General features: G+C 63.1%; 7 protein-coding genes. 4 read left to right on the top strand and 3 right to left on the bottom strand.

Annotated elements, in window-relative coordinates; translation table 11 throughout:
- Nucleotides 1-7: 7 nt before the first annotated feature.
- A complete protein-coding gene (gene glnE, locus FDG13_RS02935) occupies nt 8-2707 on the bottom strand; it encodes a bifunctional [glutamate--ammonia ligase]-adenylyl-L-tyrosine phosphorylase/[glutamate--ammonia-ligase] adenylyltransferase (RefSeq protein ID WP_255435039.1) in 2700 nt (899 codons plus the stop codon).
- Between the two features lie 53 nt (nt 2708-2760).
- Between glnE and FDG13_RS02930 the strand changes: the two genes are divergently transcribed.
- Genes FDG13_RS02930 through FDG13_RS02915 form a run of 4 tightly spaced genes read left to right on the top strand, consistent with a single transcriptional unit; the run spans nt 2761 to nt 9820 of the window.
- On the top strand, nt 2761-6807 hold the full coding sequence (locus FDG13_RS02930; RefSeq protein ID WP_255435038.1) for a YhdP family protein: 4047 nt from the start codon (nt 2761-2763) through the stop codon (nt 6805-6807).
- Complete coding sequence (locus tag FDG13_RS02925) at nt 6804-7637, top strand: carbon-nitrogen hydrolase family protein (RefSeq protein ID WP_180125283.1); 834 nt, start codon at nt 6804-6806, stop codon at nt 7635-7637. The genes FDG13_RS02930 and FDG13_RS02925 overlap by 4 nt, the downstream gene beginning before the upstream one ends.
- Nucleotides 7595-8812 (top strand): murein transglycosylase A, encoded by a 1218-nt coding sequence (locus FDG13_RS02920; protein ID WP_255435037.1) that lies wholly within the window; start codon nt 7595-7597, stop codon nt 8810-8812. Before FDG13_RS02925 ends, FDG13_RS02920 begins: the two co-directional genes overlap by 43 nt.
- A 57-nt stretch (nt 8813-8869) precedes the next feature.
- Nucleotides 8870-9820, top strand: coding sequence for a chemotaxis protein (locus FDG13_RS02915; protein WP_180125281.1), 951 nt, complete (start codon nt 8870-8872; stop codon nt 9818-9820).
- 80 nt (nt 9821-9900) lie between these two features.
- Here FDG13_RS02915 and holA read toward each other — a convergent pair whose 3' ends face one another.
- Nucleotides 9901-10977: a DNA polymerase III subunit delta gene (gene holA, locus FDG13_RS02910; protein WP_180125280.1), complete on the bottom strand. Its 1077-nt coding sequence runs from the start codon at nt 10975-10977 to the stop codon at nt 9901-9903.
- Between the two features lie 9 nt (nt 10978-10986).
- A complete protein-coding gene (locus FDG13_RS21275; RefSeq protein ID WP_180125279.1) occupies nt 10987-12564 on the bottom strand; it encodes a methyl-accepting chemotaxis protein in 1578 nt (525 codons plus the stop codon).
- Between the last annotated feature and the right edge of the window lie 12 nt (nt 12565-12576).

Raw genomic sequence — 12576 nt, 5'->3', positions numbered from 1 at the left:
GGACGGTTTATAAATCGAAGACGGTCTGCCACAAGGCCAGGATCGCCTGGCGTTCCGTCTGTAATTCCTCGGGGCCGACTTGGGGCGACTCTTCGTTGAGCCGTGCCCGGTGTTGCAGCACACGCAAGATGCGGTAGGCGCTGGCAGCGGCGTGGCCGATGCCAGCGGGCAACAGGCCCAGCACCTCGGCGCGTTCCAGCAAGGCAATGTTGCCAGCATTGACCATCAGCTCTGGATGAGCGCCTGACTGCGACAACACCAGGAACTGCATCACAAACTCGGCGTCCATCATGCCGCCGGGGCTGAACTTGACATCAAATTTGTCGCCGCGGATCGGGTGGGCGCTGGCCACCCGGGCACGCATGGCGCTGATCTCGGTGCGCAGGGCGGCCACATCACGCTCGGCACTGATGACACTGGCGCGAACTGCCTCGAACCGGGTGTGCAGGGCCTCGTCACCGAGCACACAACGGGCGCGGGTGATGGCCTGGTGTTCCCAGGTCCAGGCGGTGTTGGAGCCGCGCTGCTGCTGGTAATTGGCGTAGGAGGAGAAAGAGGTGATCAGCAGACCCGCGTTGCCATTGGGGCGCAGCGCGGTGTCAATCTCGTACAGGTCACCTTCACCGGTTTTCACGGTGAGCCAGTTGATCAGCTTGCGCACCAGGTTGGCGTAGACCTCGGGCGCACGGTCATCGTCGTCGTCAAACACAAATACCAGGTCCAGGTCGCTGCCATAGCCCAGCTCTTTGCCACCGAGCTTGCCGTACGCAATGATGCCGAACCGGGGTTGTTCGCGGTGGGTTTTCTTGAGTCGGCTCCAGCACCAGCGGGTGGTGGTGCGCAACACCGCATCGGCCAGCGCACTGAGGTCATCAGCCACCTGCTCGACGCTGAGCTTGCCTTCGATGTCGCGCGCCAGGGTACGAAACACCTCGGCATGGTGCGCCCGGCGCAGCAGGTTGAGCAGCGCTTCCTCGTCGTCTTCACCAGCGGTCTGCAGTGTCAAGCGGCGGTGGTCGAGCTCGGCCTCAAACACCGTGGCGTCAAAACGCGCTTCGAGCATGGTCGAGACCGCCAGCTCATCAATCACGCCGGGGTGCAGCAACAGATAACGCGCCGGCCAGCGCGCCGCGCCCAGCAGGCGCAAGAGGCGTTTGTGCACATTGGGCCGCTCCAGCAACAAAGCCAGGTAACTTTCGCGGCGCAGCAAAGGCTCCATCCAGTCCACCAGGCCCACTGCGGCGGCCTCGGTCACCCGTCCTTCACGCACCCATTGCGCGGTACGCGACAGCAGGCGCATCAGCCGGGTGCGGGCTTCTTCGCGCAGGGCCAGCACCCGCGGGTGCTCAACCCAGGCCGTCAGGCGCTGGCGAAAATCATCGCCGAGCTGGGGCAGCAGCTCGGTCATGCTGGCCGTTACCTCGGGTGTTTTGCCAGCGTGGCAACCCTTGCATTCGGGCGCGCCGCCACCGAGTAACTTGTCAAACTCTTGTGCCACCAGTTCCCGGTGGCTGTCGAGTTGTGTGAGCAGGGTCTGGGCCGAGTCCAAGCCCATGGTGTTGGCAATCCAGGCCAGATCGGCATCCTGGGTGGGCAGGATGTGGGTCTGCTGGTCGTCCAGGTACTGGATGCGGTGTTCCACCTGGCGCAGGAACACATAGGCCTGCGCCAGTGCCTGGGCGGTGTCGCTTTGCATCAGCTGGGCCTTGACCAGGCGCGACAAGGCGCTCAAGGTCGGGCGGGTGCGCAGCTCGGGATACTGGCCACCACGCACCACCTGCAGCAGTTGCACGATGAACTCGATCTCGCGGATGCCACCACGCGAGAGCTTCACGTCGTTGGCGCGTTCGGGCCGGCCCGCGCTGCGTTTGCTGGCGTGGTTGCGAATCTGGTGGTGCAACAGGCGCAGCGCGTCAAACACGCTGTAGTCCAGATACCGGCGGAACACAAAGGGCATCACCACCTGGCGCAGCGGCTGGATGGCACCACGCTCAACGCTGGCTCGGGGCGCCACCACCCGGCTCTTGAGCCAGGCAAAACGCTCCCACTCACGGCCCTGGACATGCAGGTACTGCTCCAAGGCGTCGAGCGACACCGCAGCCGGGCCCGAGTTGCCGTTGGGGCGCAGCGCCAGATCGACCCGGAACACAAAGCCGTATTCGGTGACATCCCCCACCAGCCCGTAGACGGCACGCACCACCTTGCCGAAATACTCGTGGTTGGTGATGCGGTTGCGTCCCAGCGCGTCGCCAGCGGTGTCCCCGTCTTCGTCGTAGATGTAGATCAGGTCGATGTCGCTGGAGACATTGAGTTCACGTGCCCCCAGCTTGCCCATGCCCACAATCCACAACTCGGCGCGCTGGCCGCTGGTCGCCATCGGTGGGCCGTAGGTCTGGTCCAAGTTGGCCAGTACCTCGGCCAGCGCCTGGTTCAGGGCAAATTCCGCCAGATCGGTCATGGCCTGGGTGACCTGCGACAGGCTGGCCTGGGCATCGCAGTCCAGGCTCAGCAGGCGCTCAAGCACCAGCGCCCGGGTGATGCGCAGCGCACTGCCAGTGTCCTGGCCTGAGGTTTTCAAGGCATCAAAGGTGGCCTGGAGGTGGCCGGGTGTGGGCAGACCGGGCGCCAACAGTGGCAGTTGCTGTTCAAAGCGGCGATGTACACGCTGGGCAAAGCGGGAATACAGAGCCAGGGAGGGGCGGGTCATAATTCTGCTGTGCAACTTCATATCCAAAAAATTTGTCTCCCCCGACTTTCACTTTGCTGAGAACCTGGTCCGCCCTGACGCGTGGCCTGTTGATCATCGCGGTGCTGGTCTGGCTGTTGTTTGGCGCGACCTGGGCCACGCTTCATTGGTGGATTGTGCCGCGAATCGGCGATTTCCGCCCGCAGCTGCAGGCCCAGGCCAGCAAAGCGCTGGGGGTTCCGGTGCGTGTGGGTGCGGTCTCAGCCCGCTCCAGCGGCTTGATGCCGTCGCTGGAACTGCGCGACGTGGAGATGCTCGATGCTGCTGGCCGTGTCGCCCTGCGTTTGCCGCGTGTGCTGGTGAGTTTGTCGCCGCGCTCGGTCTGGCATCTTGGGTTTGAGCAACTCTATATTGACCAGCCTGAGCTGGACATCCGACGTGATGCCAGTGGCCGTATCACGGTGGCGGGGCTCGATGTTTCTGGGGCAGGTGGCAGCAACCAGGACAGCTTGAACTGGCTCTTCTCCCAGCGCGAATTGGCGATTCAGGGCGGCACGGTGCGCTGGACCGACGAGATACGGCACACCGAGCCGCTGTCCTTGCAGCAGGTTAATGCGGTGGCCCGCAACAGCGGGCGCCACCATGACCTGCGCATCGACATGACGCCGCCGCTGGCCTGGGGGGAGCGATTCACGGTCCAGGGCCAGTTTGTGCAGCCCTTGCTGGCGCGCGACAACGGGCGCTGGCAGGACTGGGATGGCCAGCTGTTTGCGTCTTTTGGGCGGGTTGACCTGTCTGAGTTGCGCCGTTTTGCCGACCTCGGTTTTGATTTGCAGCAGGGCCGGGGTGCGCTGCGCGCCTGGGGCGATGTCAAGCAGGGCCAACTGACCGGGGTGACCACCGACCTGGCCTTGGCCCAGGTGGCGGTCAAGCTCGGGGCCGATTTGCAGGTGTTGTCGTTGCAGCAGGTGCAGGGGCGTTTGGCCGGGCGGGTCTGGGCAGACGGGTTTGAGGTGTCGACCCAGTCGCTGGTGTTTGACACCGCGGAAGGCCAACACTGGCCGGGCGGCAACGTCCGGGTGTTGTCCCAGGGGCCCCAGGGCAAGTCCGCAGCGCATGGTGAGTTACAAGCCGACCAGCTGGACCTGGCCGCCCTGGCCCAGATTGCGGACCGGCTGCCACTGGACGCCAAGCTGCGCGACGGTCTGATGCGGTATGCGCCGCAGGGCCGGGTTGAGTCACTCACAGCCAACTGGCAGGGACCGGTGACCGCACCTGTTTCCTATCGGGCCAAGGGCCGGTTGCGGCAACTGGCGCTGGCCGCTGTTGGTGATACGCCAGGTGTTCAGGGGCTGGACGCTGATCTGGATTTTGACCAGGGAGCGGGGCGGGCCAAGGTTTCGGTGGCGCAAGGCAGTGTGGCGGTGCCGACGTTTTTCCAGGATGGGGTGATCCCGATTGACCAGCTGAGTGCGGACGTGTCGTGGCAGCTGGCGGGCGAGCAGATGGCTGTGGATGTTGCCAATGTCAAGTTCAGCAACGCAGATGCGGAAGGTCAGGCACGCATCAAATGGCACACCAGTGACCCTGTCACCTCGGTGGGGCGCAGCCTCTTTCCCGGCGTGCTTGATCTGCAGGCCAGCTTGAGCCGGGCCGAGGGGCCGCGCGTGTACCGCTATCTGCCCCTGGTGATTGATGCCCAGGCGCGCGACTATGTGCGTGACGCGGTGCTGGCTGGCCATGCCAAAAATGTGCAGTTTGTCATCAAGGGCGACATCAACGACATACCCGCCACGCGGCCCGCCCAGGGTGTGTTCAAGATCAGTGCCGATGTCAGCCAAGCCCGGCTGGCCTATTTACCCAGACGCCTGCAAGGCCCCAAAGAGCTGCCCTGGCCGATCTTGACTGAACTCAGCGGGCAGTTGCTATTTAATGGCATGCAATTGCATGTCAAAGGCGCGCAAGCCAAGCTGGGTGAGGGTAGCGCGCTACATATTTCGCAAGCCGAGGTGGCCATCAACGATTTGCAAAAGACCCGGGTGGAGGTCCATGCCGAGATGAAAGGCCCACTCAAAGACGCCTTGCGGGTGGTGAACAGCTCGGCGCTCGCAGATTTGACGGGCCATGCGCTGGCGGGTGCGGTGGCCTCTGGCAATGCGGATTTCAAACTCAAGCTGGATTTGCCAATTGCCGACATCAACAAGTCGCAGGTGGCGGGCAGTGTCTCGCTGCTAGGCAATGATGTGCAGATCTCGCCCGACACCCCCAAACTCACGCGCGCCCGCGGGGTGGTGAATTACACCCAAACCGGGCTCAGCCTGGCGGGGGTGCAGGCCCGTCTGCTGGGGGGTGACGCGCGGCTGGACGGTGGTCTGGTGCTGCTGCCCGGGGCGGTGGCCGAGGCCACAGCACGTGGTGTACCCACCAGTTTGCGCATCACCGGTGTGGCCAGCGCCGAAGGACTGCGCCAGGCCAGTGAACTGGGTTTTGTCTCGCGCTTGGCACAGAACGCCAGTGGCAGCACCGCCTACAACGCCACCGTGGGCTGGCGTGCTGGCGCCCCGGATGTGTTGGTGACCAGCAGCTTGCAAGGTTTGGCCTCCACCTTGCCGGCGCCGCTGGCCAAAGAGGCGCAGGCCCGCCTGCCGCTGCGTTACCAGTCTGGCATGTTCAGTGGTGAGGCCGGTGCGGCGGCTGCGCGTGACCGCCTGAGCCTGAGCCTGGAAGGGCTTGGCCGCTTGACCTACGAGCGTGATGTGAGCCGAGCCGAGCCACGTGTGCTGCGGGGTCAGGTGTTGCTGGGGGCCGAGGCATCGTCCTCACCCGCGCTGCCGTCACAGGGGGTCAGTGCCAACGTCAACCTCACGCAGCTCAACGCTGACGCGTGGAGCGATGTGTTGCAGCCCCTCTTCGGTAAATCGTCTGTGGCCACGGGGGACAGTGCTGCTGTGGACATGGCCTATGTGCCCAGTGTGCTGGCGGTACGCACCGGTGTCCTGACCGCCGGTGGGCGGACCTTCAACCGGGTGACGCTGGATGCACGCCGGGAAGACCAGGTCTGGCGCGGCAATGTCGAGGCGACCGAGCTGGCGGGTTACCTCGAATACCGCCAGGCTAGTGCGGCCACGGTGGCCAGCAGCGGTGGGCGGGTGTATGCCCGGCTGTCGCGCCTGACCATCGCGCCCGGTGCCGCCACCGAGCTGGAGGCTTTGATCGACAGCCAGCCCGCCAGCATGCCCGCGCTGGACGTGGTGGTCGACGAATTCGAGTTGCGTGGCAAACGCCTCGGGCGTCTGGAGGTCGACGCCGTCAATCGCGCCGCTGGCGCCACCACCGAGTGGCGGCTCAACAAGCTCAATCTGATCACCCCGGAGGCGACCTTGACCACCTCGGGGAACTGGGCGCGCATCAATGCCCTGGCCCCGGCGCCCGGGCGAGGTGGCTCGACCAGCAGCGCGCAGCGCAGTCGAACCGTGCTGAGTTTCAAGCTCGACATGAACGACGGTGGCAAGCTGCTCAGCCGCTTTGGCATGAAGGATGTGGTGCGCCAGGCCAGCGGCAAGATGGAGGGGCAGGTGTCCTGGATCGGCTCACCACTCAAGCCGGATTTCCCGAGCCTGGGCGGGGCGTTCACGGTGAATGTGGCCTCGGGGCAGTTCCTCAAAGCCGACCCCGGCCTGGCCAAGCTGCTGGGGGTGCTGAGTTTGCAGGCCCTGCCCCGGCGCCTGACACTGGATTTTCGGGATGTGTTCAGCGAAGGTTTTGCCTTTGACTTTTTGCGCGGCGACGTCACGGTGGACCAAGGCATTGCCCGCACCAACAACCTGCAGATGAAAGGTGTGAATGCTGCGGTGTTGATGGAAGGCTCGGCCAACATCGATCTGGAGACCCAGGACCTGCGGGTGGTGGTGGTGCCCGAGATCAACGCCGGCACCGCCTCCCTGATTGCCACGGTGATCAACCCCGCCGTTGGTTTGGGCACCTTTCTGGCGCAAATGGTGTTGAGGCGACCACTGATCGAGTCCGCGACCCAGCAATTTCACATTGACGGCTCCTGGGCCGACCCCAGAGTCACCAAAATCAGCAGCGCCAGCGCGCTGCCCAAGGAGAAAACCCCATGAAAGTTGCCGTGATCCAGATGGTGTCGTCCACCAGTCTGTCGGCCAATCTGGCGCAAGCCGCTGACTTGCTGCACCAGGCCGCCCTGGGTGGTGCCGAACTGGCGGTGTTGCCAGAGTACTTTTGTCTGATGGGCCAGCGTGATGCCGACAAGCTGGGCATCGCCGAGCCTTTTGGCCAGGGGCCGCTGCAGCAGTTTCTGGCAGAAACAGCCCGGGCCGAAGGTTTGTGGCTGGTGGGTGGCACCATCCCGTTGCGAGCAGACGGTGCTGATGTCACCACCGCCTCTGAGAGGGTTTTTAATGCCAGTTTGGCCTTTTCCCCTGATGGCACCTGCATAGCGCGCTATCACAAAATCCATCTTTTCCGTTTTGACAATGGCACAGAACGCTACGATGAGTCGGCGGTTCTGGAGGCTGGCACCGAGCCGGTGATGTTTGATCTGGATTCGCGTGATGGGCACCGCTGGCGCATTGGGATGAGTGTCTGTTATGACATGCGTTTCCCGGAGCTGTACCGGGCCTATGCAGAGGCCGGGGTGCACCTGCTGCTGGCACCCAGTGCCTTCACCTACACCACCGGTCAGGCACATTGGGAGGTGCTGCTACGTGCCCGTGCCATCGAAAACCTGGCCTTTGTGGCGGCTGCCGCGCAAGGTGGCCAGCATGACAACGGGCGTCAGACCTGGGGCCAGGCGATGCTGATCGACCCGTGGGGCCAGGTGCTGGCGCAACGCGCGCAGCAAGCCGGGGTGGTACTGGCGGAGCTCGACTTTGAACTTTTGACCGCATGCCGCAGCCGTTTGCCAGCCCTGGCGCATCGCGTTTTATGACGACTGCCTCGTCTCTCTTTCGGGCAGTCACAAGTGTTGGCGTGCTGGCTTTGTTGGTGGCCTGCGGCGGCGTGCCCCTGTCCAGCCCCGGCTACCGCACCGACGGCGTGTCGCCGACCAGCCCACCCATCGCGCCCGCAGCCCGCAGCGCCGCGCCGGATGCTGCGCCCTCGGGCTCCGTGTTGGTGCAACGCAACAGCCGCTGGGTGCCGGTGGCCTGGTCTGAGCTGCCTGGTCTAGAGCAAGACGCGCTGCATGAGGCCTGGAACGCCTGGCTCAAAAGTTGTGAACGTCCGGGGCCGGTGTTTGCGCCGCTGTGCCCTGAGGTGCGGCGACTGAGCATTGGAGATGCCGAGGCGCAACGCAGCTGGTTGCTGTCGCGTTTGCAGCCTTACCGGGTGGAGCCGCTGCAGGGGGGCGCAACGCCGGGTTTGTTGACGGCGTACTTCGAGCCCGAGTTTGCCGCGCGCCGCCTGCCAGGTGATGGCTTCACCACCCCGCTGTACCAGCCCCCGGCCGGGTTGATCCCGGGCAAACCCTGGTTCAGCCGCAAGGACGCCGACACCTTGGCGCAGCCACAGGCGGCTTTGCGCGGGCGTGAACTGCTGTACCTGGCTGACCCAGTCGAGGCGATGTTGTTGCAGATCCAGGGCTCCGGGCGCCTGCGTGTGACCGAGCCCGATGGCCGCCAGCGCCTGGTGCGACTGGCTTTTGCGGCGCACAACGGGCAGCCGTATCAGAGCATCGGCCGCTGGCTGCTGGACCAGGGCGAGGTGCGCGATGCCTCCTGGCCAGGCATTCGCGCCTGGCTGACCCAGAACCCGCAACGCCAGGCCGAGTTGTTGTGGCAAAACCCGCGTCTGGTGTTTTTCAAGGAAGAAACTTTAAATGACTTTGATGCGGCTTTTGGCCCACGTGGTGCGCAGGGTGTGCCGCTGACGCCGGGGCGCTCGATAGCGGTGGACCCGCTCAGCATCCCTTACGGCACGCCGGTCTGGCTGGCCTCTGAAGGCCCCAACCTGTCCTTGCAGCGCCTGGTGCTGGCGCAAGATACCGGTGGTGCCATTGTGGGGCCGACGCGCGCAGATTATTTTGCTGGTTGGGGTGAGGAAGCGGGTGAATTGGCGGGTCGACTCAAGCAACCCGTGCGACTTTGGGTGCTCTGGCCAAAATAGCGGCAAAGACGTTAACATCCGAGTTCAGTGCCGGATCCATTTCAAAGAAGACACACCATGAACAAATCAACCATGCGAGACATTGACGAACGGACCAATCTGGCAAGCAACAGCATGTTTGAGCTGCTGCTGTTTCGTTTGGGGGAGGCGCCCGGCACAGACCGGCGTGAGCTGTTTGGCATCAACGTGTTCAAGGTGCGTGAGATTCTGGTGATGCCCGAGATCACTGCCATGGTGAACTCGCCACCGTCGGTGATGGGGGTAGCCAACATCCGTGGTCAGATGATCACCGTGATCAACCTGCCTTTCCTCGTGGGCACCAACCCGACCAAGGGCCTGGGCATTTTGCTGGTGACCGAGTTTGCCCGCACCACCCAGGCGTTTGCGGTGGAAGAAGTCAACGAAATTGTGCGCCTGGAGTGGAAGCAGGTGCTGTCGGCCGAAGGCCGGGGTGGTGGTCTGGTGACCAGCATTGCGCGTCTGGATGGTGCCGCCGAGAACACACGGTTGGCCCAGGTGCTGGACGTGGAGCAGATTTTGCGCGATGTGTTCCCTGAACAACACGCCTCAGATATCGAGATCACTGGCAAGCTGCAATTGCCACCGGGCACGGTCATACTGGCTGCTGACGACTCGGCGGTGGCGCGCATGATGATCGAGCAGGGCCTCAAATCCATGGAAGTGCCCTACATCATGACCAAGTCTGGCCAGGAAGCCTGGGACCGGCTCAAGGCCATGGCGTCTGAGGCCGAGGCACAGGGTCAAACCATCCGCGACAAGGTGGCGATGGTGCTGACCGACCTGGAAATGCCCGAGATGGATGGTTTTACCCTGACCCGCAACATCAAGCAGGACCCCCGTTTCAGCAAACTCCCGGTGGTGATCCACTCCTCACTCACGGGCGCCACCAACGAAGACCATGTGCGCAAAGTCGGTGCCGATGGTTATGTGGCCAAGTTTGTCGCTGAAGAGTTGGCGCAGGCCATCCGCAAGGTGCTGCAGCGCTGACATCGCGTTTGCCAATTGCTTTTGTATTGATAGCTACTTCCCCAATCTGGGTAAGGGCTTAGAAGCAATTTGACTTAGATTTACCGCTGCCCGGCAGCGGCTTTGCCGGGTGCCACGGCGCACAGTCCACACAGCATCATGGCCAGCCGCGCCAGCGCCTGCCAGGGCGCGCTGGGCCAGTCGGCTTGTTTTAAACCCTTGACGATGCCATCCACCAGGTGTGCGCTGTGCAGCAGCTGCGCCAAATCGACATCACTCAGGCGTGGCAACACGCGCTCGAACAAACGCTCCTTGTTGCCCCAGACCCGTTGTTCACGCAGCGCCATCGGCAGTGGGCTGCCCCGGTTGATGGCGTCTTTGACCCGTTTGAGCGCGCGGATGTCCTCTGCCAGGGTGTAGTGCACCAGCACCTCGGCCTCACCCTCGGCCTGCAAGCCATCTAGCATGCGCTGCACCCGCGCCGCCTGGCCCGCCAACACTGCCTCGGATAGCTTGAACACGTCATAACGCGCCACATTGAGCACCGCCGACTCGATCTGCTCAAACCGCAGCTCCCCCGCCGGGTGCAGCAGCGCCAGCTTCTGGATCTCCTGGTGCGCGGCCAGCAAGTTGCCTTCGACCCGGTCGGCAAAAAACTGCAGCGTGCGCTGGCCTTCTTCACCTGCGGCCACACGTTGGCCTTGTGCGGCCAGACGCTGGGCAATCCACTGTGGCAAGGCAGCGCGCTCGACCGGGCTGACTTCGAGCGTGATGCCACTCTCCAGCGCCACAAACCAGGCGCTGCTTTTGGTCAGCTTGTCGAGCCGGGGCAGAACCACCAGCGTCAAGGTGCTGTCGTTGCCGCGCGATTGCTCCACCAGCTGCTGCAGCGCCACACTGCCGTCTTTGCCAGGTTTGCCACTGGGGATACGGATTTCAACAATCTGCTTGTCGGCAAACAGGCTCAGCGAGCCGCAGGCGGCCAGCACCTCGCTCCAGTCAAAGTTGGCGCCGCTGACAGTGTGGGATGTGCGCTCTGTAAAACCTTGGGTGCGGGCAGCCGCCCGGATCGCGTCGAGCGCCTCGGTGATCAGCAGCGGTTCGTCACCATGCAGGGTGTAGAGGCTTTTTAACCCCTTGTTCAGGTGGATAGATAACTGGGACGGGCTGAGTTGCATGCAAGCAGTTTAGCCTTCCAGCAGCGCCAGTTGCCCAGAGCGCGCCTGGGGTGCAGCAGCATTCACTTTGAACAGGGCAACCACATCCACCAACCCATTGGCCTGGCTTCTTAAACTGTTGGCCGAAGCGGCCATTTGTTCAACCAGGGCGGCATTTTGCTGGGTGGTCTGATCCATCTGGCCAATCGCCTCGCCCACTTGGGACACGCCTTGGCTTTGCGCTGAACTGGCCGCGCTGATGTCACGCACGATGTCGGTCACACGTTGAATCGCTGCCACAATTTCTGACATGGTGGCACCGGCACGGTCCACCAGTTCGGTGCCCTGCTCCACCCGTTGCACACTGGCACCAATCAGGTGTTTGATCTCCTTGGCGGCCTCGGCGGAACGGCCTGCCAGGGAGCGCACTTCGGATGCCACCACCGCAAAACCACGGCCTTGTTCACCGGCACGTGCGGCCTCTACCGCCGCGTTGAGCGCCAGGATATTGGTTTGAAACGCAATGCCGTCAATCACCTGGATGATGTCGGCGATCTGGCGCGAGGACTGGTTGATGCCTTTCATGGTTTCAACCACCTCGCCAACAACGTCACCCCCTTTGATGGCGACGGAGGATGCCGTCAGGGCCAATTCATTGGCCTGCCTGGCGTTGTCGGCGTTTTGGCGGACGGTGGACTCCAAGGTATGCATGGACGACGCGGTGACCTGCAGGGCATTGGCCTGGTTTTCGGTTCTATCACTCAAGTCCTGGTTGCCTTGGGCGATTTCTGCGCTGGCATTGGCCACATTGCCCGAGCCTTCTCGAACCTGTTCAACAATGTCAAGCAAACTGGTTTGCATGCGCTGCAAGGCTTGCAGCAGGCGCCCGGTTTCGTTGCTGGAGTCAATCGCAATGTCATGCGACAAATCACCGGCGGCAATTCTGCTGGCGACCTCGATAGCGGCATGCAGAGGTTTGGTGACCGAGCCAATCAGCCAGACCGCTGCGCCCACGGCCAGCAGCACACAGACCACCAAGGCCCCCAGCATCGCGTAACGGGCGTTGGCGTAAGTCGCGCCGCTGGCCGCCGTGGCGGCGGTCGCCGCGTCGTGTGTCAGGGTGGCCAGCTGGTTCAAGGAGGTATTGAGGCGTCCAAAAGAAGCATTGGAGTCACCCTCCAGCAGTTTTCTGGCGGTGAACTTTTCGCGCTTGGTCGACAGGTCCACAATCTGCTGGTGGATGGTGGTGTAGTTCTGCCATTCCGCCTCCAGCGCCTGAACATGCTGCTGTTGCTCCGTTCCTGTCAGACGTTGTTTGTAGGCCGCCATGTCTGTTTTGATGGCGCCCATGCGTTCCTTCATGGCCTGCTCGGTCTTGGCCATGCCGTTTTCCTCCTGGTTCATGACGTGCTGGGTCTCGTCAATGCGCAGGTTGGAAAAGTTGATCTTGATGCGATTGACCAGTTCCACATCCGGCAATTGCTGCTCGGCAATGTCCAGCGTCACCGCGTGCATGGTCTTCATCTGCAGCAGAGCAACGCTGACAATGACCACCAAGAGAGCAATCAGCAGCCCAAAGGCCACAGACAGACGCGTCGAAATTTTCAAGTTGTGCAGATT

This window comes from Rhodoferax sp. BLA1, assembly GCF_013416775.1.
Classification (GTDB): Bacteria; Pseudomonadota; Gammaproteobacteria; order Burkholderiales; family Burkholderiaceae_C; genus Rhodoferax.
Note: the sequence above shows the minus strand (reverse complement) of the source record. Positions and strands in the feature narration are given on the sequence as shown.